At 40.7% G+C, this 21888-nt stretch carries 13 protein-coding genes; 5 read left to right on the forward strand and 8 right to left on the reverse strand.

Going from position 1 to position 21888, the window contains the following annotated elements:
* Positions 1–52: 52 nt before the first annotated feature.
* The 8 genes from ABDW32_RS15080 to alaS form a co-directional block, all read right to left on the reverse strand.
* Complete coding sequence (locus tag ABDW32_RS15080; RefSeq protein ID WP_343563794.1) at positions 53–1648, reverse strand: RagB/SusD family nutrient uptake outer membrane protein; 1596 nt, start codon at positions 1646–1648, stop codon at positions 53–55.
* 108 nt (positions 1649–1756) lie between these two features.
* Positions 1757–5056, reverse strand: coding sequence for a SusC/RagA family TonB-linked outer membrane protein (locus ABDW32_RS15085; protein WP_343563796.1), 3300 nt, complete (start codon positions 5054–5056; stop codon positions 1757–1759).
* A 278-nt stretch (positions 5057–5334) separates the two neighbouring features.
* Entirely contained in the window at positions 5335–6738 is a 1404-nt protein-coding gene (locus ABDW32_RS15090) for a M14 family zinc carboxypeptidase (RefSeq protein WP_343563798.1), read from the reverse strand.
* Between the two features lies 1 nt (position 6739).
* Positions 6740–7795: an LD-carboxypeptidase gene (locus ABDW32_RS15095; RefSeq protein ID WP_343563800.1), complete on the reverse strand. Its 1056-nt coding sequence runs from the start codon at positions 7793–7795 to the stop codon at positions 6740–6742.
* Positions 7796–7806: 11 nt separating this feature from the next.
* Positions 7807–9144 carry a dihydroorotase gene (locus ABDW32_RS15100; protein WP_343563801.1) on the reverse strand — a complete coding sequence of 446 codons (1338 nt, stop codon included), beginning with the start codon at positions 9142–9144 and terminating at the stop codon, positions 7807–7809.
* A gap of 292 nt (positions 9145–9436) precedes the next feature.
* A complete protein-coding gene (locus tag ABDW32_RS15105; protein WP_077438355.1) occupies positions 9437–10132 on the reverse strand; it encodes a response regulator transcription factor in 696 nt (231 codons plus the stop codon).
* A 102-nt stretch (positions 10133–10234) separates the two neighbouring features.
* Complete coding sequence (locus tag ABDW32_RS15110; protein ID WP_343563802.1) at positions 10235–11332, reverse strand: TlpA disulfide reductase family protein; 1098 nt, start codon at positions 11330–11332, stop codon at positions 10235–10237.
* A 264-nt stretch (positions 11333–11596) separates the two neighbouring features.
* A complete protein-coding gene (gene alaS, locus ABDW32_RS15115) occupies positions 11597–14212 on the reverse strand; it encodes an alanine--tRNA ligase (RefSeq protein WP_343563803.1) in 2616 nt (871 codons plus the stop codon).
* 633 nt (positions 14213–14845) lie between these two features.
* Between alaS and ABDW32_RS15120 the strand changes: the two genes are divergently transcribed.
* The 5 genes from ABDW32_RS15120 (at position 14846) to ABDW32_RS15140 (ending at position 21684) form a co-directional block, all read left to right on the forward strand.
* Positions 14846–15694, forward strand: a complete 849-nt coding sequence (locus ABDW32_RS15120) for a universal stress protein (RefSeq protein WP_343563804.1) — start codon at positions 14846–14848, stop codon at positions 15692–15694.
* A 15-nt stretch (positions 15695–15709) separates the two neighbouring features.
* Positions 15710–16552, forward strand: a complete 843-nt coding sequence (locus ABDW32_RS15125; RefSeq protein WP_343563806.1) for a universal stress protein — start codon at positions 15710–15712, stop codon at positions 16550–16552.
* 90 nt (positions 16553–16642) lie between these two features.
* Positions 16643–17980: an OmpA family protein gene (locus ABDW32_RS15130; RefSeq protein ID WP_343563808.1), complete on the forward strand. Its 1338-nt coding sequence runs from the start codon at positions 16643–16645 to the stop codon at positions 17978–17980.
* 144 nt (positions 17981–18124) lie between these two features.
* Positions 18125–19453 (forward strand): OmpA family protein, encoded by a 1329-nt coding sequence (locus ABDW32_RS15135; protein ID WP_343563810.1) that lies wholly within the window; start codon positions 18125–18127, stop codon positions 19451–19453.
* Between the two features lie 377 nt (positions 19454–19830).
* On the forward strand, positions 19831–21684 hold the full coding sequence (locus ABDW32_RS15140; protein ID WP_077438362.1) for a DEAD/DEAH box helicase: 1854 nt from the start codon (positions 19831–19833) through the stop codon (positions 21682–21684).
* Positions 21685–21888: the final 204 nt, after the last annotated feature.

Genomic DNA, 21888 nt, shown 5'->3' on the forward strand with positions numbered 1-21888 from the left:
TATGGCTATCTTTTGGACAGTACCGTTTCACACATGCTATTTGTGCTACTTTTTACTGACCTTGTCCCTTAAACGGATTTTGATCAGCTTCCTTCAAAGCCGTATTTCGCGTCATTTCCAACTGCGGAATTTGACAGATAAAGCGATAATCGTTCGAAGGGAGTGTTCCTGTAGGATTTGGACTCTTCGGATCATAACCGTCCAGGTTGGACATTCCCCAGGTATAATGCCCTTCCACATAGCTAGGTGTCTCCTGAATACGTACCAAAGGCTTTTGCAGGCGAAGCAGATCATATAAACCGGTCACTCCTTCACAGAGTAATTCTTTACGTCGCTCTACATAAATCGCCTCTAATAAACTCTGTCCCGCCGCTGCAGTAGTCAGGTTCTTCACCCCCCGGGCTACCTGTAGGCGATTCAGGTAAGTAAGTCCCATTCCATTATTTAAATGCGCCGCAGCCTCTGCCATAATCAATAGCATTTCCGAACCACGCATCAGCGTAACTTCTGGTCTCGTATTTCCTTGTACAGCACCGTTGGCATCGCCATAATGTTTGTATTTATCATAAGCCCATTTTGTAGACCACTCTTTGTTTGCATTTTTCGTACGCTTCCAGAATTGATAACGGTCCTCGGTCTTTTCAAATAATTTTTCATATTGTCCATCGGCAAAGAAATCCAGGAAAGCGTAAATCGGCCCATCGGTATAACCTTCACCATACTTCTCATCTTGGTTATACCAAAAGTTAAACTGAGTACCGCCGCCTAAATTATTCGTAGCGGTAAACTTCATCGCCCATACAACTTCCGGATAAGCATTGCTAATCGCATCGTCAAAACCGCTACGGTATTGATCGCGTGTCATCAGTTTGTTATATTTATTATAAACTGCTGTCGCCTCAGTCAAAGCCCCCTGCCAATTGTTCATCACCAGATAAACTCTGGCCAATTGTCCGGAAACGATATCCTCATTAATCGTCCATTTATCTGCACGATCGAATCCGTTTAACAGTTTTTTTGCATCTCCTAAATCAGCTAGAATCTGATCGTAAACCTGCTGAACGGTAGCTCTAGGCAAGTTGATATCCTCTTTCGGATCTAAACGTAATATGACGCCTTTTTTTTGCTTAGCGATCATATAAGTCTGTTGATAATTCTGGATCAGGTGAAAGTAACAGATTCCTCTTATCGCTTTTGCCTGACCAAGAATCTGATTTTTTGTAGCCTGATCGCCCTGTGCTGCTGGTATGGCGTGGATAATTTTATTGGTCTGGTTAATGATTTTATACATCATCGACCAAATTGCATCCGAAGTACCTGTAGTCTGCGTTCTTGATGCTTCATATTTATAGGTATCCACCTGGTTGCCGCCCATATTTGTATGGCTGACAATATCAGCTCCGCCAAGATCCACATACATTTGTAATCCCGGTAAGCCCGCATAAACACGGTCCCCACCCTGGTCATTAAAATAAAGTTGTCGGTAGGCGGAAGTCAGCACCATCTGCAACTGTCCCGCACTGGATAATGCCGTTCCTTCTTCGGTATCAACAGAAGTATTGGCATCCAAAAAGTCCTTACAGCTCCCCATAAAAAGTAATGACGAGGCTAAAATTGTAAAGTTTATGGTTTTGAATATCTTTTTCATCAAAATATTTTTTAAATAATAAAACGATCATTAGGCACGAGCATGGCCGTGATGATACGTACCAAGCACATAAGAGCCTTCTATAGTTTTTCGTTGATTTATTCCGTCTTAAAATGTCACCTGTAATCCACCGGTATAGATTCTTCTGGCTCCTTGCCGACCATTGTCCGTATCCGCATTACCGTTATAGTTATTACCAGACAGACCTGTTTCTGGCTCGGTATATCGATTTTTTGCGGAGCCGAAAGTCAATAGATTATCTGCAGATACGAAAAACCTAACATTCGCCAGCCCCATTCTTTGCAAGGTATTTTTAGGAATGGAATAACCAAGCGTAATATTACGCAGACGTACATAGTCATTGTCGAAAATATAAAAATCTGAAGCCCTGCGTGTCGAAGCATAATTATCATCTGACCATTTTGGCAGTAGTGCGTGGTCCCCGGGTTTACGCCAGCGATCCTGAACCAGCTCCTGAGTCACCCCTACACCACCACGGAGTGTACTACGCTCAGAATAAGAATAATCATACATCTTTCCGCCAAGCGAATAGTAGAACATAAAGGAGAAATCCAATCCATGCACTTTAAAGCTATTGGTCAATGAACCATATACTTTTGGCAATGCCGAACCGATCCACTGATAATCATCGGAGGTAACCTCACCAACATAGTCTTCAGAAATCTTCCAGCCCCCTTTATCGTCCTTCACCCAATATTGCATATTACCATTATCCGGATTAACGCCGGCATTCTTCACCATGTAGAAATCATATAAGGAATGTCCTTCTTCAAGACGGTAACCCGCACCCCGGTTATTAAATGTGAAAGCTCCACTAGGTAGATAGGTGACCTCATTTTTTAAGGTCGATAGGTTGCCATCGACTTTCCAGTTAAAATGATCTTTTCTGAAAATATCAGCACCTAAAGAGAACTCGAAGCCGCTATTTTTCAGATTGCCAAGGTTCATATTCTGTCCAATCGCAGCACCTGCCTGTGCCGAAAGCGGAAATTCCTTATAGTAAAGTAGGTCGGTTGAATTTCTGGAATAGTACTCAATCGTTCCATAAAAACGTTTTAAGAATGCAAAATCTGCAGCAACATTAAACTGTTTATTTTTCTCCCATTGCAGGTCAGGGGCAGCGACAGTATTGGGTTTTAACCCTGGCAATCCATACAGATTATCGGCACTATAATAGGCCTGATAAGCGTATAAGAATTCACCTCCTGCTACACCATTAAGCTGACGTTGAATCAATCGGTCGTTCCCAGTAGTACCATAACTGCTACGGAACGATAAATTATCCAGCCAGGTCGCCTCTTTTAAGAAATTCTCCTTTGATATCTTCCACGAAAGACCACCCGATAGGAAGTTCCCCCAGCGATTATCCGGATGAAAACGAGAGGATCCATCGCGTCTGAAAGAGACCGATGCAAAGTATTTGTCATCATAATTGTAATCTACTTTAGCCAAATAAGATAATAAGGCATAACGGTCTTTGTATGAACCAACAGACCAGTTTGTTGTTGTTGAAGTCAGTTCATATTGCCCAAGCTGCATAATACCTTCACCATAGCCATTATCGCCCACAACATTTCTGGTATAGGATTCCTGACCAGCCAACGCAGATAGATGATGCGCACCAAAATCTTGCTCCCAAGTCAAAATATTATTGAATGTTACAGCACGTGTTTCGTTATTTACCCGACCAGCGCTTCCACCACTGGTCAATACGCTAGTCCCATAAGGGGCCTGTTGACCCGGGCCATGCACTGCCGAACCGTAAGTAAACTCTTTATAAACATTATTATCTATGCTAATGCTTGATTTAAAGTTTAAATTGTAGGGCAATTTAATCCCCGCAAAGTAACGGGCTGAGATCATATTGCGCTGGTTATTGGTAAATCCTTCATCATTTGGATTATCCCAGTAATCACCGCCATTATTCAACACATGGATTCCAAAAAAGTTATTGCCGTAAGTACCATAGTCATACATGCGCCGTCCGGTTTTTTCGGAATACACCCAATCTGTATTGTCGGCATTACGCAACCAAGGTGAGGTCAGGGTTGTACTAAAATCCAGAGCCCTGCTTGCTCCGGATAGATTTTGTCTGGAAGAAGAAAAAGACATGTTTCCCCCCAACTGCAACCAATCGGTCACCTGCGAGGTCACGTTCGCCCTGAAACCATAGCGTTTAAAATATTGGTTCATCGCATAACCTTTATCATCCAAATAGTTTGATGACAAGAAATAATTGGTTTTCCCATCACCGGCTGTCCCACTCACATCCAGATTATACTCCTGTCTCAATTTACGGGAGAATACAGCGCCATAATAATCATAATCAGATTCGTTCCAGATCTTTTGGAGTTTGGGATTTATATAAGGGTTACCATTGCCATCATGAAGCACATAATTTTCATTGATATCCTTAAATGGAGAAACATATACACCGGCGCTGCTTTTTTTCAGTAATTTGCCGAGCACGTTCGCAGAGGCCCAGTCTCCAGCCTCTTTTGAAGTTCTGTTGTAACGATAAAATTGGTCGTTATACATTCCCTCCCAAGTATTTAAAAGTTGTTCTTCGGGCGTAGCTTTGGTTGGGTTCCCAATAGCATTGTCTGAGGTTCCCCAAGCGGATTTAAAGTTTAATGTAGGTTTAGCACTTTTACCCTTCTTAGTAGTGATTACGATAACACCGTTGGCAGCTCTTGATCCGTAAAGCGAAGAAGCCGCCGCATCTTTCAATACGGTAATGGATTCAATATCCGAAGGAGCAATAGACGTTAACTGACCATCATATGGCATACCATCAACCACATACAATGGGTTGGATGAACCACTCATGGAACTGATCCCGCGAATCTGGATGCGTGAATCGCCCCCCGGATTACCTTCATTATTCGTCACACTAACCCCGGGACTCATTCCCTGTAGTGTTTCGGCAAACCCCGATCCACCGATCTTTTCCAACTGCTCCTTTTTAACGACTGTTGCAGATCCTGTAAAGGTCGATTTTTTTGCAGTTCCATAAGCGACAACGATTACCTCATCGAGGTCCGTCGACGTAGCATCCAGCACAATAGCAAGGTTCTTTTGCCCCTCATATTTAAGTTCCTGAGATCTATAACCGACATAGGAAACAACCAGAATCGCGCCCGGATTTAATTTACTGATTTTGAAATGGCCCTGTTGATCCGTATAGGTCGCTATGGCAGATCCTTTTACAGCAACAGAGGCGCCTACAATAGGCCCATTCTTGTCGCTGACCTGACCAGTAATTTCTTGCTGAATGACTTCACGTTCAATTGAAGTTCCTGGATTCGATCGCGCTTGTAAATCGAAAGAAACTCCACTTGATGCAACTAAAGTCAGTACGAAAAATAATTTTGTTTTTCTTGACATAATTAGTGAGGATGGTTTTTTTAGTTAGTTCTTCTTATTAAGTAGATTACCACCATGCAAATATAAAAAAATAGAGATAAATGTAAAATTTTCATTATTTCTCTATTAAAATATCAAAAAAAATAAAAATAGTTAAAGAATAATCAAAAGAAAATAAAGAAAGTCGGCCTAAGTTTTGCAAATTAAAAAAGCCCATCAATTTTAAAATTGTGGGCGAATCGCGCATTTATGCATCAGCATTTAATAATCGAAATCGGGGAACAAGATGGTTTAAAAGGTTATTTCACCCTATTTTTCACACCAGCACCCAATGGTAATATCAGGTCAATCAGATAACCATTGATCAAAGCGTATCGTATTTCACTGTCAGATCCGATAAAAAAATTGGCATCATCCCCTATCATCGGGCTCATTCCACTTTTAAAATGGGTATCCGTCAGGATCTGTATCGGGAAGGCGTGCATCATCCCGCCGTCTACCCTATCGGAAACCCTTATTGCAGCATACCCCTGTTTCAACAATTCAGCTACCTTTGACGAACTTAATTCCGCCAGTGAAAATATCCGCTCCGAATACAATTTTGCAGGAATAAATTGGAGTCCTTCGACATCAAGATCGCTATATCCATAAAAGTCCTGCAGATCGCCGATGTCTTCAATCAGTCCTTCCACATAATAGCCATCATCTACAGTTTTTTCATTCTGCCGAATAGCGACATCCACCCGCATCTTCTTACCGTTTTTTTCAATGGCTAGATTTCGGATCAAAACATCATGAAGCTTTTCATCATTAAAAGGAATCGCGTTGTAATCAGCAATATCATGTACAGAATAAGATCCCGAAGCAATTTCTTGAAAGGCGTTCAGCAACGCTATGAAATTATACTTTCGGACTTCCAGTTTCTCTGTATCGCCGGCATAGGCTCCTGATTCAATAAGGATTGTACTCGTACCCCATTTTTGAAAATTGTCCCCGAAACCACGAGGGGTATGCTCATCATCATATTTCGCGACAGCATTCGGAATAAACTCCTGTAATATGTTATTTATTCCCACGATTACCCGCATAGCATCTGCCCTAACCTCATTCACGCTTCTGGCATAATCGTATGCGGGCGCCAATAGGGAAATGGTAACCGGGGTTGCCGTACCGGGAATATTGTAATAATTATTTTGATTGTGAAGATTAAAAGCAAAGTCTGGTTTAAGCAACATGGCCTGCGTTTTCAGCAAGGCTCCTTCTACTGTGGCGGCCGCACGTGCATCACGATTCATATCAACATCGATAGCTGTTCTACGCTGATAACGTTCTGCACCATCGGGATTCAACATCGGAATAAAATATACAGTCAATTTCTCCGCTATCTCCGTTCGAAAAGTATCAAAACCGTCCGCCTCACCGTTAAAGAACTTAAACAGGTCAAATAGCGCCATTGTAGCCGTAGGTTCATCACCATGCATCTGCGACCACAACAGTACCTTGGTTGCCCCCTGTCCATATTTCAATCTAAAAATTGAACGATCTTCAACTGATCGTCCAATTTCTTCAACAGTAAATCGCTTCTGGATCTCTTTTGCTTGCAAAAGAGGCAAGATATCAGCATGTTTAAACCTTCTATATTGCAAAGCCTTTTCTTCGTATAAAGAAAAGGCTTTGATGAAATCTTCTTTTACTAAATTCATGTTAATCTTTTAAGGCGGCCTCAAGTAAAGTAATCGTCCCTTGTGATGCATCCATTCTTACCTTTATACCCACCGGAAGAATAAATTGCTCTGCGATATGACCAATGACAGCACCGCTATAAGCGGGCACGTTTAAGGGCCTAATATAGTCATTGAATAGTTGATCCAATGTGACTGAACCATAGCCGCCCGATGGTTCACAATTGGTACATTTCCCAAAAATAAAACCTTTGATCACAGCTAATATTCCTGCATTTTTCAACTGACAAAACATCCGGTCAACACGTTCCATATCTTCATCCACTTCCTCAATAAAAAGGATCTTATCCTTAAAATCGGGTAGATAAGCCGAACCACATAATCCGGTCAATACCGTCATATTTCCGCCAAGCAGTACACCATCGACAGTACCGGGAGAAATTGTGGCAATCCGGTCTTTGGTCTGAACGATATTATCCCCCTTCGATTTGGGATTTTCAAATACCGCGGGCTTGTTCGTTATAAATTGCGCATTAAAAGCCTCTGCAAGCTTCTTTGTCCATGTGCTTATGCCGACCGCACCATGGAAAGTAACAAGTCCGGTTTTCGCATATAAAGCCAAAATTAACGCCGTAATATCCGAATAACCCAGCAAAATTTTAGGATTTTGAGCAATCATCTTATAATCGAGTCTATCCAGAAGGCGGGAAGTTCCCGAACCTCCCCTGATACAGACAATTGCTTTGACAGTCTTATCAGCAAACATATCATGTAGATCAGCAATACGTTCCTGATCTGTTCCCGCCAAATTACCGTAGCGGCTACGGATATGTTTTCCCTCCTTCACTTTAAAACCCAATGTCTCAAAAATCTCGCGCGCAATAATGATCGACTCTTCGTCATCCAACACACCTGCTGGAGTTATCAACCCGATTGTATCCCCAAGCTGTAGCTTCTTTGCCAACAAAGAAGCTGGCCCTGCTAGCTCCGTGGCGATTTCTGTCGAGCGCCCTGCCATCAACGCCGGAATAGCCAATGCGCCCAAAGCAATTGATTTTATAAAAGCCCTTTTCTGCATACTACGCTAACTTATCTATTGAACAATAGACGCTCTCCAGCTCCTTTCTCAATAATTTGGCCTTTGGAAAATGCGACTTTACCAGACACAATGGTATGTTCAATGGTTGAACTAAAGGTGTGGCCTTCAAATGGAGACCACCCGCATTTAGAAAGAATATTTGATTTTGAAACGGTATAGGGTTTATTCAGATCCACGAGTACAAGATCTGCCCAATATCCTTCACGGATATAGCCCCGATCCTCCACCTGAAACAATGTCGCTGTATTATGTGCAGACTTCTGAACCAGTTGCTGCAAGGTCATTTTACCGGCTTTAACCATATCCAATAAGGCCTGTAAAGCATGTTGAACCAGAGGCCCTCCGCTAGGAGCTGAAGCATAAGGCTGTGTTTTTTCTTCGATGGTATGCGGGGCATGATCTGTTGCAATCACATCAATATGTCCATCCAATACCGCTTTCAGAATATGATCGCGGTCATTAGCCGTTTTAACAGCCGGATTCCACTTGATAAAATTTCCTTTTGTTGCATAATCCTGATCGGAAAACCAAAGGTGATGGATACAGGCTTCCGCAGTGATTTTCTTGTCCTTTAAAGGAATGTCATTCCGGAATAGCGCAATCTCCTTTGCTGTTGATATGTGCAAGATGTGTAATCTTGTATCATGCTTTTTGGCCAGTTCCACCGCCTTGGATGAAGACAGGTAACAAGCCTCTTCAGAGCGGATCAAAGGGTGCATCTCAATCTTCAGCCCATCTTCACCATATTGATCTTTAAATCTTGCCAGATTAGCCTTGATCGTTGCTTCGTCCTCACAATGTGTAGCGATTAATGTCGGAGCGTTAGCAAAAATACCTTCTAAAGCCATTTCATTATCCAACAACATATTTCCGGTCGAGGACCCCATAAATACCTTTATACCACAAACATCACGTGGATTGGTTTTCAATACCTCCTCTAAGTTATCGTTAGCAGCGCCCATAAAGAATGAGTAATTCGCTAATGCATTCTTTCCTGCAATATCGTATTTATCCTGGAGCAATTCCTGCGTAAGGGTATTGGGAACTGTATTGGGCATCTCCATAAAAGAGGTTGTGCCACCTGCGACCGCAGCGCGACTTTCATGCCATATATCCGCTTTATAAGTTAATCCGGGTTCTCTAAAATGAACCTGATCATCAATTAATCCGGGAAACATGTGCAGTCCCTCCGCATTGATTTCCTGATCCGCAGGATGATTTATCTCCTGTGCGATCATTTCGATTCGACCATTACTGATATATACATCAGCTGTCTCAACTTTACCTTCATTAACAAGTTGCGCAGATTTTATAAGAATAGATGACATGTTGATCTTTTTACTTTGGTATCTGTCAAAAGTAAAGATTTGTTGCCGTGATATCAAGTTATCTGCCCAAAGAGTTCGCTAAATAATTCGATAAAAATTAGAGAAGATCTATCGCATTCAACTTCGATTATCAGGTTACCAGCCAAAGAAAAATCAAGATAGGAAACAACCCTTTTGTGAGCACTATGAATTGACTACGGAATCTTATTCGTCAATAAAGTGGTCGGCGAGTTCAATGCTATGTTCAAGGATAAAATATGCACCAATAAAAAAGAGGCCGAAGCCTCCTCTATTATTCTTTATCAAATTTGTAGCCCACGCCTTTGACTGTGGTCACATAATCATCGCCTATTTTTTCACGAAGTTTACGGATATGTACATCGATTGTCCGGTTGGTGACAACCACCGAATCTTCCCAGATACTTTTTAAAATCTGCTCTCTCGTGAAGACTTTATTGGGTTTGGAAGCTAATAGGTAAAGCAATTCAAACTCTTTTTTGGCAAGCACAATCTTTTGCTCTCCTTTGTAAACTAAGAATGAATCTCTGTCGATAACCAGATCAGCTATCTCGATTTTATCCTGGGCTGTTGAATCAGACTCTTCCGATGCATTTCGTCTCAAGATCGCATTGATACGGCTCATTAGCGCGCGCGGCTTAATTGGCTTAGCGATATAATCGTCCGCTCCAACATGAAATCCCGCAATTTCTGAATATTCTTCGCTTCTGGCTGTCAGAAATACCATAAAGGTACTCTTGAATTCAGGCATAGCACGCATAATGCGACAAGCTTCAATACCGTCCATCTTGGGCATCATCACATCCAGGATGATTAGGTCCGGGTTGACCTGTTTGGCAACCTGTATTGCCTCTTCCCCATTTTGCGCTGTAGAGACCTGATAACCTTCACGATTTAAGTTGAATGCAATTAAATCCAAGATATCTTTTTCGTCATCAACAATTAAAATCTTTTGTTTCGAAGAACTCATTTGTCTTATTTTTCTGCTAAAATATGAACAAAATGATAACAATCGGTTAATCTAATGTTACCAAATCATTAAGTAATATTTCAATTAACAATAACACATTGATTACTTAATTGTTTTCTTCAAAAAATCAGCTAGCTCCTCACCACGCAGATTTTTTGCAATAATAATACCGTTTGGATCCAGAATATACGATGTAGGCAATGCTTTTACACGGTAATCGACTACTATCGGCGAACTCCAGGCCTTTAAATCAGACACATGTGTCCATGTCAGCTTATCATCTGCGATAGCTCGCATCCATGAACCGGGATTATCGTCAAATGAAACAGATAGGATATCAAAACCTTTGGCGTGATAAGCATTGTATAGCTTGACAAGATTGGGATTCTCCTGACGACAAGGCATACACCAGGAAGCCCAAAAGTCAAGTAGCGTATACTTTCCTTTAAAGCTTGACAACTTCACTTCCTTGTTGGAGGGAGTAAAGGAGATCAACTCCGGCGCCGGTTGCCCAATAGCCATTTTCTTCAACTTTTGAGTTTCCTCTTTAAATTGGGTCACATATCTATTTTCCGTAAATTCATCTTTAATTTTATCGGCATAAGCAATAATCTCAGCCTCTGCTACTTCTGGATCCAGTGTTGAGATCGCATAAAATCCGGCTAAATCATTATGTTTACCAGAAAAATCGACTGCTTTACGGGTATACTCCCGAAGCTCATTCGCGAATTTAGCTTTATATTCAGCACGGAGTTTTTCTATTTCATCAGCAGTTGAATTTGCCGTTAATTTAGAAAATACAGTCTGTAGAGAATCCTGTACATAATCACGGTGATTCCTTTCCTTGGCAAATGGTTGTATCGTTTTCGACAGCTCAGAGCCTTCAACAAGATAATCATTAACATCCTTATGCAAATCTGCTTTAAATGAAATGGTCTCACCCGGAGAAGCGATCAGATCGTAGCGATTTTTACCAACACGCAGCGACAACAATCTCGATTGGCTCGCCTGACGCACAAACTGAAATTTGTTATTGTCGCCAAAGAACATCGAATCAAGTTTGGTATCCCCTTCGTACAAGGAAACAACTTTTATATTACCCGGGTTGTCTATATTTCCTTCGATAGTAAACTGCTCTTTATTCTGGCAACCGAACATCAATCCTACCACACCAACTATTAAAAAAACTGCCTTTCTCATCTGTATATCGTTTTGTGAGCGCTATAGATCCATCTATAAATAAATGTCATTGCACTCGGTTTCCTTTTAAACTGAAAAAACTATCCTATTTATTCCTCTCCCTGTAATGACGCATTCATGATTTGCTCTGCAGCGAATTCTTGAAATCGTTATCCTCGGTTTGAATAAATAAGATAGTTTCATATCATAGAATTTTGACGAGACCTCTGCTCTACTTGAAGCTTATTCAACAAGCACCTAAGTCTCCGGCCTAAAAACTCAAATCTAACCTAAAAATTCCTTCGCACGCTCAATAGCCGTTTTCAATCCGGCAGAATTTTTACCACCAGCTGTCGCGAAGAAAGGTTGTCCGCCGCCGCCACCTTGGATATCTTTTGCCAGATCACGAACAATATTGCTTGCATTTAAACCTTTTTCTTTTGCTAAATCGTCTGAAATCACAACCGTTAGACTTGGCTTACCATCAAATTCCGCCCCAATAACCAAAAACAGGTTATTAACAGCACCTTTCACCGCATAAGCTAAGGTCTTCACAGCTTCTGCATTCGGAAGATCTACCAATGTTGCCAAGAAATTAATATCGCCAACTTGTTCGATCTTTGCTTCCAGATCAGATTTCAAAGCCAAAGATTTTTCAGTAATGCTTTTTTCAATTTCTTTTTTCAGGGCACCATTTTCATCGATGATCTTACCCAAAGCTGATACAAAATCCTTTGGATTATTCAGGAGTTCTTTTAAATGCTGTACCAATTCAAAATGCTCACGAATTACCGCAGCAGCGCGTGTACCTGTAATGGCTTCAATACGACGCACGCCTGCCGCAACAGCTGATTCAGAAACAATCTTAAAGAATCCAATCTGACCTGTTGCTTTTACATGTGTTCCACCACATAATTCTTTAGAGAACGAATCTTCAAAAGTAATTACCCGCACAAAATCACCGTATTTCTCTCCAAACAATGCTGTTACACCTGAATCCAGCGCTTGTTGATAAGGCACATGACGTTCTTCTTTCAATGGAATATTTTCACGGATTTTAGCATTTACGATATCTTCAACCTGTTTGATCTCGTCGTCACTCATCTTCGCAAAATGAGAAATATCAAAACGCAGGATATCAGCATTTACCAATGAACCTTTTTGATTTACATGTGCACCCAATACTTGTTTTAATGCCGCGTGCAATAAGTGCGTCGCAGAGTGGTTATTCTCGGTATCCAGTCGTTTAGTAGCGTCTACCTGCGCAATAAAGGTACCATTCAGATCCAAAGGCAATTTATTGGTAAAATGGACAAATATTCCATTTTCCTTTTTGGTATCCGTAATGTAGATCTTTTCGCCTGTTTCTTCTGAGACCAGTTCACCGGAATCTCCAACCTGCCCGCCCCCTTCAGCATAAAACGGACTGACGGAAAGCACCAATTGATACTGCTCTTTATTTTTTGCAACAACTTTACGGTATTTTACGATTTCCGTTTTTGCAGTCAAGGTATCATAACCAACAAATTCAAAACCCTCATCATCATTGACAAGAATCCAGTCTCCAGTGTCAATTGCTGTTGCCGCACGGGAGCGATCTTTTTGGATCTGAAGCGCCTGCTTAAAGCCCTCCATGTCAACAGACAGTCCTTTCTCACGCGCCAACAACTCCGTTAAATCAATCGGAAAACCGTATGTATCGTATAATTCAAATGCAAAATCACCATTGATAACGTTATGATCTTCCACATAATTTTCAAAACGCTGTACACCAGTGGACAAGGTTCTTAAAAACGAAACTTCTTCCTCTAAGACTACTTTCTGCACAAAATCCTGCTGTTGGATCAATTCATCAAACACGCCACTGAATTGTGCCGCCAAAACTGGAACAAGCTCATTAATAAACGGTGTTTTAAATCCTAAAAACGTATAGGCATAACGCACCGCGCGACGCAAAATACGGCGGATTACGTATCCAGCTTTGTTATTAGAAGGCAATTGCCCATCCGCTATGGCAAAACTCACCGCACGGATATGATCCGATACCACACGCATTGCAATATCTGTCTTCTCATCCAGACCATAGCTTATCCCTGACTTTTCCGCGATAAAATCAATGGTTGGTGTAAAAACATCCGTATCATAATTCGAGGTTTTTCCTTGAATACATCTGACAAGACGCTCAAACCCCATGCCTGTATCCACATGTTTAGCCGGTAAAGATTGAAGTGATCCATCCTTCAAACGATTAAACTGCATAAAGACCAAGTTCCAGATTTCGATTACCTGTGGATGGTCTGCATTGACTAAGCTTTGTCCCGAAACCTCTGCACGCTCTTCCGCACTACGCATATCAAAATGGATTTCAGAACAAGGCCCACAAGGACCAGTCTCGCCCATTTCCCAAAAATTATCTTTCTTATTACCAAGCAGGATACGATCTTCAGCGATCCACTGTTTCCAGAAATCAAACGCCTCCATATCCCGGTCCAAACCTTCGCTTGCGTCCCCTTCAAAAATAGTCACATATAAACGATCCTTGTCAAGTTTATATACTTCAGTCAATAGTTCCCATGCCCAAGCAATCGCTTCTTTCTTAAAGTAATCCCCAAAACTCCAGTTTCCCAGCATCTCAAATAAAGTATGGTGGTAGGTATCGATACCAACTTCCTCCAAATCGTTATGCTTACCAGAAACACGCAGACAACGTTGTGTATCTGCCACACGTGGAAATTTAATAGGCGCTTCTCCAAGGAATAAATCCTTGAACTGGTTCATCCCTGCATTGGTAAACATCAATGTAGGATCATTTTTTACAACTACTGGTGCTGAAGGTACTATCTGATGCCCTTTACTTTTAAAAAAGTCTAAAAAGGCTTGACGAATTTCTCTACTTGTCATTTAATTATCTAAAAATATGTGCAAACTTACTCAAAATTGGTCTGTTATGCAATGTGGAATATGAGATAATAAGCTCGCGCAGCGATTTTAGTAATGCCCGATTCCAGCATGCGATTGACTTTTCAAACAAAAAAATCAGGTCATAAGATTCAGAGGGACAGGATTGTCCAACTTACGGGATGACGGCGGTCACAAATATGCATTAAATACAACATTCTAAAAGCATTAAATGTTAGCCAACTTTGTAAGGTTCATAGGAAAAATATACGTTAAACAATAAAAACATTTTGACTGATCGTCATTCACAATTGCATTTGTTTTATTACATTTGATAGAGATAGGAGACGCTAAAAATGAAGACAAGATCTTACAACTAAATTTTGTTCAGATGACATTATCATGATCTATTCGAATTAAGTACTGGGATTTCGAAAATACAGTCGGAAACAAATTACACATGAATCTCATACAAAGGAAGAAACTGAATCCGAAATATTGGAGAAATGCTTGAACAGTTGTAAAAAGATAAAATGTGTAAAAAAATCTGACAGCTTCATCATAACGAAACAAACAAACGAGTGAAACGAGCTCATTTATACCGATGGGACCAACACCTATAAATAATTTAAACAGATGAAAAAAAACATTCTACTACCGGTAGATTTTTCGGATCATTCTAACAACGCAGTAAAATACGCGGTGGATCTGGCGGCCCAAAAGGGGTATCGTATCCACCTTTATCACAATTACACCTCCGCTTCTGCAGTATTTGAAGGAGAAACTGATTCCATTGGAAAGCAAAACCCCATATTTAAAGCTGATATCCTGATTAGAAACCTTTCAGAGCAGATAAAATCAACTCATGCATCCCTTGAAGTAAGCACCCAGTGTGAACGTGGCATAATCACAGAAACCTTGCCTGAGCTAGCTACCCCGGATCGTTTTGATTTTGTCATCATGGGTACAAAAGGCATTACCAATGATGATAGTCAGCTGATAGGCAGCACCACCTACGTGATCAGCAAAAAAGCAAAAATACCGGTTCTAGCCATCCCAACCGGAGCCTCATTTGACCAGATTGACAAAGTTGGCTTATTATCCAATTTCAAAGAGGAAGAAGTGCAAACGGTCCAGGATTTCGTTAATATTATGGGCAAAGAGTTTGAGTTAAAGTTGATGCATGTCCATTATGATCATTCTTCGGAAAATCGGATAGAAGATAAATTGGAAGTATGGAAATATAAAATCAAAAAATATATCGGTGTGACCAATATCGCCATAGAGGTCGATTCCATACAAGGTGACATAGAGGATCTGGACACTGTCCCCGAAGTTATAAACGAAATGATCCACACCGAAAAAATCAAGATATTGCTCGTCACGCGCTCCCGAAAATCCTTTTTCGAACGCGTTTTCACCCGGTCGGTGGCAAAAGCATTGTTTAGCCACCCTTTAGTTCCTATATTTTTCACCAAAGCATAATTAAAGTATATCGCTATGTCTAAATTATTAATCCCTGTAGATTTTTCCGAAAATGCAAAAGTTGCTGCAAACTATGCTGCCCAGATTGCTCAGGAAACCCATGATGAAATCACGCTCTTTCATTCCTTCACCTCACATAGCAACAAGTTCGCAAATGCGAAGCATTTAGTAGACCCCACCGAAGAGGAAGCCCATCATAAAATGGAGGAACTTGTCGCCGAACTTCTACAAAATTATCCTTCGTTAAAAATTTCAACTTTATTTGGCAACGGAATTTTAGCTGAATCATTAGAAAAACAGGAGATAAAAGAGCAGTATCATACCGTGATTATGGGGACTAAAGGAGTCACTGGACTAGAGTCCGTACTAATCGGCAGCAATACTTATGACGTTATTAAAGAATCAAAAATACCAGTACTGGCGATCCCGAAAAACACGATAAAATTAAAAAAAGATAACATTGCCCTACTGACGAATTTTAAACCCGGAGAGCTGGAAGTCCTCAAACAAGCAATCCCATTATATGGAAAAGAATTTCATCTACAGCTCATCCATATAAACAAAAACAACCTAGAAATCAATGTTTTAGGACAACAACTTGAAAAATGGATTGAACAAATCATTGCAGAGACAGGCATTGAAGATATTTCCTATATCGTCAAAGCCCAGAGCTATTTCGCAGGTTCACGGGAGAACATTGCGAACGGAATACATACGATTATCAGAGATGAAGATATTGATGTGATTTTGATTACGAAAAGTAGGAAAACTTTTTTCCAAAACATTTTTACAGAGAATATTGTTAAGCACATGGCTTTCGAAATTGAGGTGCCAAATTTTTTCGGCCGAGTGGATTGACCAAATAATTTTTGGCAAATTTATTGCAAGAGTAGTCAATGAGTTAATTTAACAAGAATTCTATAGTAGAAAATTTTACAAAAACACATTATGAAAATTAGCCTTAAAAAATCAGGATTACTAGTAGCGGCAGGAATTATCTCAACCGCATCCTTTGCCCAAAGTGCAAAGCAGTCATCAATTGAAGGCACTACTCCATTTGGCCCAGCAACACAATACAGGACTTGGTCTATCGGTGTAGGTGCAGGTGTAACGAGCTTGCAGAACATTGCAAAATTCAATAATGGAGGTTATGACAAATTGGACTGGAACCTGGGTTACAGTGCCTATATCAAAAAACAAATCTCTCCTTCGTTCGGAATTAAGGCGACTTACTTTGGCGGAAAGACATCCGGTTATGAAAACAGTGATAAACAAACAGGTTTTGAGACAAAAACACCTTGGTCAGTAGCGCTATCCGGGGAGTTTATCGCAGCCAATACCAACTGGCGGTTTTTCAATAGTTTCATTAAACCGTATGCATCAATTGGTGTGGGGGTAATGAATGCAGAGACCGCGGCAATTGCTGGCGGAAACAGAGGGGAATACGGCGATTCGTATTCTAAGATCTATGTACCGGCAGATTTCGGTTTTAAATTTGCCGTCGCCAAAGGCATCAACTTCGAATTGGGTTACCAATTGAATTGGGCAAACCAACGGTTTGATAATAAAGTTGGTCCAACTCAGCAATATAAGAATGACCTCTTCACTTATGCCCATGCAGGTCTAGAGTTCGCGTTGGGTAATGGCAGCAAACCAGCATTGAACAATTCAAATCCAGTAGCAACCTTAGTGAATGATTATACTGTCAAATACGATGATTTGAAAGCACAGAATGATGCGTTGAACGCTAAAAACCAAGCTTTACAAAGCCAATTGGATGGATTGAACAGTGATCTGAAAGACGATGATGGTGATGGTGTTGCAAATAAATACGATAAATGTCCAGGAACACCTTCTGGTGTGCAGGTAGATGGATCAGGATGTCCAATTACAGTGAAAAACGAAACTAAAGTTGTCGAGAAAGTTGTTGTTACAGAAGCAGACAGAAAAGTTGTTGCTGATGCGATTAAAAACTTAGAGTTCGATCTAGGTAAAGCAACCATCCGCCCGACTTCCTATGCAACATTGAACAAAGTTGCAGCATTGTTGATCGAGAAAAACTTTAGCCTAAAATTAGCTGGTCACACCGATAACACTGGTTCCCGCGAGTTGAATATGCGTTTATCCAAAGAGCGTGCTGAGTCGGTGAAAGCTTACTTGGTATCCCAAGGTGCAAACGCTTCACGTATTGAAGCTACAGGTTACGGTCCTGACCAACCAATTGCATCGAATAAAAATGCTGCTGGCCGTCAACAAAACCGCCGCGTAGAGTTTACACTTTATTAATAGCTAATAAATTACACATAATAAAACGGTATTTTTCAAAAAAATACCGTTTTATTTAACCTTTTGTCATATTTTAACTACAAACCGATTAGGAATTTAATTTTTAACCTATTACTTTTGCCTCGGTTTATACAAACAAATTCTATGAAACTAAATTTACAACTAGCACTTGCATTTGCGACTGCAGGCTTATTTGCCAATTCTGCTTTTGCACAAACTTCAAAGGTAGCGTCGATCGAAGGAACTACTCCTTTTGGCTCAGCTACACAGTATAGAACATGGTCTATCGGTATCGGTGCCGGTGTAACAAATCAAACGAATATCGCAGGTTTCAACCGTGAAGGGTATGATGATTTAGCATGGAACCTAGGGTATAGCGCTTATATCAAAAAGCAAATTTCTCCTTCATTTGGAATTAAGGCAACTTATTTCGGCGGTAAAACAGGTGGTGCTTTCAAAAACTTTGGTCCACAGTCGTTTGAAGCAAAAACACCTTGGTCTGCTGCTTTATCTGGAGAATTCCAAGCTGCAAATACCAACTGGAGATTTTTTAACAGTTTCATCAAACCTTACGCTTCAATCGGTGTGGGTGTAATGAACAGCAAAACAACTTTAACGACTGGCTCTACATCAGTAGAAGCTGATGCTATTTCCAAAATCTATGTACCTTTGGATATGGGGTTCAAATTTGCTGTTGCTAAGGGCATCAACTTTGAGCTGGGTTACCAATTAAACTGGGTTAACCAAAACTTTGATGGAATCCGAGGTGGTCAATACAAGAATGACCTATTCACTTATATCCATGGTGGTCTAGAATTTGCATTGGGAAGCGGTAGCAAGCCAGCCTTGAACAATTCCAATCCGGTCGCTACACTAGTGAATGACTACACTGTAAAATACGATGATTTAAAAGCGCAAAATGATGCTCTGAATGCAAAAAATCAAGCTTTACAAAGTCAATTGGATGGTTTGAACAATGATTTAAAAGATGACGATGGTGACGGTGTGGCAAATAAATACGACAAATGTCCAGGTACGCCTTCTGGTGTGCAGGTGGATGGTGCAGGTTGCCCGATTGTCGTGAAAAACGAAACTAAAGTAGTAGAGAAAGTTGTAGTTACTGAAGCAGACAAAAAAGTTGTTGCTGATGCGATCAAGAACCTAGAGTTTGACTTGGGCAAAGCAACTATCCGTCCGACGTCATTTGCAACGTTGAACAAAGTCGCTGAATTGCTGATCGAGAAAAACTTTAGCCTGAAATTAGCAGGTCATACCGACAACACAGGTTCACGTGAATTGAATATGCGTTTATCCAAAGAGCGTGCGGAGTCAGTGAAAGCTTATTTAGTATCTCAGGGTGCGAACGCTTCACGTATCGAAGCAACAGGTTACGGTCCTGACCAACCAATTGCATCCAATAAGAATGCTGCTGGTCGTCAACAAAACCGTCGTGTAGAATTCACACTTTATTAATAGATCCTATTCGATCTATATAGACCAAAGGCATCACTTAAATGTGATGCCTTTTTTTTATTTCTGTCGGTTAGAAAGTACTTTCAGTTGATTTCGATAGTTGTTAGTGCTTGTGAAGTATGAAGGTATTGTGGAATTAACAATTTAGCACGCTACGATTTCTCCTGCCCGGATAAAATCCACTGTATAATAATCTCTGTTGCTTTCTTTTAAGAATATGCGGACACTTGGTCGTGCATACGAATAATTTTATTGCGCAGCGCCGAAACATATTTCAATTCCGCTTAAAATCAATTATTTAAATCCTTGGATTATTCAAATATTATTCTTACCTTTGCAACGCCTTAGGCAATAGTGCCTATTGTATATAATATTTCATGAACCCATTTTTAGAACTGGGAATCCGTGAGGAAGTTGTTAATGCCATCTCAGAATTAGGTTTCGAAAAACCTTCTGAAATTCAGGAAAAAGCCATTCCTGTTTTATTGACTGGTAACGACGATTTTGTCGGATTAGCCCAAACTGGCACAGGAAAGACCGCGGCATTTGGTCTTCCATTATTAGAGCAATTAGACTTTTCTCAAAAACACCCACAGGCATTAATCCTTTGCCCTACTCGGGAATTATGTTTACAAATCTCAAAAGATTTAGAAAAATTTGCTAAATACGTTGACAACGTACATGTTGTTGCTGTATATGGAGGTGCAAATATCTCAGACCAGCTACGTCAGATCAGACGTGGAGTGCAAATTGTAGTAGCGACCCCAGGTCGTATGTTGGATATCATTGGCAGAAATGCGATTGATTTTTCAAATGTAAAATATGTTGTATTAGATGAAGCGGATGAGATGCTCAATATGGGCTTCAAAGAAGACATCAACAGCATTTTGTCAGAAACTCCTGACGAGAAGAAAACTTGGTTATTTTCAGCGACAATGCCTTCTGAAGTGCGTCGTATCGCAAAGAATTATATGACCGATCCTGTTGAGCTTACTGTAGGTACAAAAAATACCGGTAATGCCAACATTGAACACCACTATTATTTGATCAAAGCAAAAGATAAATATGCTGCGTTCAAACGTATCGTGGATTCAAACCCTGATATCTTTGGTATCGTATTTTGTCGTACAAAAATCGAAACACAGGATATCGCTGAAGCGTTGATCAAAGATGGTTACAATGCAGATTCCCTGCACGGTGACTTGTCCCAACAACAACGTGATAAAGTAATGAAACGTTACCGTGACCGTAGTTTACAATTATTGATCGCAACAGACGTAGCCGCTCGCGGTATTGATGTCAGCGATGTAACACACGTGATCAATTTCTCTTTACCTGATGAAACAGAAAACTATACGCACCGTTCAGGTCGTACTGCCCGTGCAGGTAAAACTGGTATTTCCCTTTCTTTGGTAAACGTAAAAGAACTTAGCAAAATCCGTCATCTTGAAAAGATTATCGGTAAACCTTTTGAGAAAAAACAAGTTCCTCAAGGTGCTGAAGTGTGTGAAAAACAATTGTTCTCTATCGTTAAAAAGATTGAAAACGTTGAAGTAAATGATGAGCAAATCAGTCCGTTCTTGCCTGCAATTATGGAAAATCTGGAATCTCTTTCAAAAGAAGATATCATCAAAAGATTTGCATCCCTTGAATTCAACCGCTTCTTGGACTATTACAAAAATGCTCCTGATTTAAATATCGAGGCTCGCGAAGGTTCCCGTGAAGATCGTGGTGACAGACGTGATGGTCGTTCCCGCGAAGGTTCAAAAGGTTATACGCGTTTGTTTATGAACTTAGGTTCAGTAGATGAGTTCTCTCGTGGAGACATGTTAGGCTTTATCTGTAACAATGCAAATATCTCCGGAAAATCTATTGGTAAGATTGACTTAAAAGGTGTGTTTACATTCTTTGAAGTCCAAGATGCTGAAGTAGAGAAAGTATTCCAAGGATTCCAGGGTGTAGATTTCAACGGTCGTCAAGTACGTATCGAAGTATCTGGTGAAGCGAGAGGTGAAGGCCGTGGTGATCGTGGAAGAAGCCGTGGTGGTGATCGTGGCGGAAGACGCGAAGGTGGATACCGTGGTGGTGATCGCAGCGGAAGACGTGAAGGTGGATACGGAGGTGGAAGACGTGAAGGCGGGTTCAGCGGAGAAAGACGTGACCGTGGTGGCAATGGCGGCGGTTTCCGTGATTTCTCAGGTAAACGTAAAGAGTCTAAAAGCAAATACTAAATTTAGTATTTAAATAACCGTATAAGACCCTGATCTAGAAAGCTTCTGCTTTGTAGATTAGGGTCTTTTTCATTTATCAGCCTCCACATGGGCCTACGCCCCGAATAGCCAAGCCGCCCATGACTAAATACATCTCCAATTTCATTTTTCGCAGGCCATAATCTCCGTAAAAAAGCGTAAATTAGCTTAATTACACGAACTGGA

Source organism: Sphingobacterium sp. (assembly GCF_039596235.1).
GTDB lineage: Bacteria > Bacteroidota > Bacteroidia > Sphingobacteriales > Sphingobacteriaceae > Sphingobacterium.

What these genes read in the sequence shown, in the direction of transcription:
- ABDW32_RS15080 (WP_343563794.1), bottom strand. Translation starts at nt 1,648, where the DNA reads ATGAAAAAGATATTCAAAACCATAAACTTTACAATTTTAGCCTCGTCA.
- ABDW32_RS15085 (WP_343563796.1), bottom strand. Translation starts at nt 5,056, where the DNA reads ATGTCAAGAAAAACAAAATTATTTTTCGTACTGACTTTAGTTGCATCA.
- ABDW32_RS15090 (WP_343563798.1), bottom strand. Translation starts at nt 6,738, where the DNA reads ATGAATTTAGTAAAAGAAGATTTCATCAAAGCCTTTTCTTTATACGAA.
- ABDW32_RS15095 (WP_343563800.1), bottom strand. Translation starts at nt 7,795, where the DNA reads ATGCAGAAAAGGGCTTTTATAAAATCAATTGCTTTGGGCGCATTGGCT.
- ABDW32_RS15100 (WP_343563801.1), bottom strand. Translation starts at nt 9,144, where the DNA reads ATGTCATCTATTCTTATAAAATCTGCGCAACTTGTTAATGAAGGTAAA.
- ABDW32_RS15105 (WP_077438355.1), bottom strand. Translation starts at nt 10,132, where the DNA reads ATGAGTTCTTCGAAACAAAAGATTTTAATTGTTGATGACGAAAAAGAT.
- ABDW32_RS15110 (WP_343563802.1), bottom strand. Translation starts at nt 11,332, where the DNA reads ATGAGAAAGGCAGTTTTTTTAATAGTTGGTGTGGTAGGATTGATGTTC.
- alaS (WP_343563803.1), bottom strand. Translation starts at nt 14,212, where the DNA reads ATGACAAGTAGAGAAATTCGTCAAGCCTTTTTAGACTTTTTTAAAAGT.
- ABDW32_RS15120 (WP_343563804.1), top strand. Translation starts at nt 14,846, where the DNA reads ATGAAAAAAAACATTCTACTACCGGTAGATTTTTCGGATCATTCTAAC.
- ABDW32_RS15125 (WP_343563806.1), top strand. Translation starts at nt 15,710, where the DNA reads ATGTCTAAATTATTAATCCCTGTAGATTTTTCCGAAAATGCAAAAGTT.
- ABDW32_RS15130 (WP_343563808.1), top strand. Translation starts at nt 16,643, where the DNA reads ATGAAAATTAGCCTTAAAAAATCAGGATTACTAGTAGCGGCAGGAATT.
- ABDW32_RS15135 (WP_343563810.1), top strand. Translation starts at nt 18,125, where the DNA reads ATGAAACTAAATTTACAACTAGCACTTGCATTTGCGACTGCAGGCTTA.
- ABDW32_RS15140 (WP_077438362.1), top strand. Translation starts at nt 19,831, where the DNA reads ATGAACCCATTTTTAGAACTGGGAATCCGTGAGGAAGTTGTTAATGCC.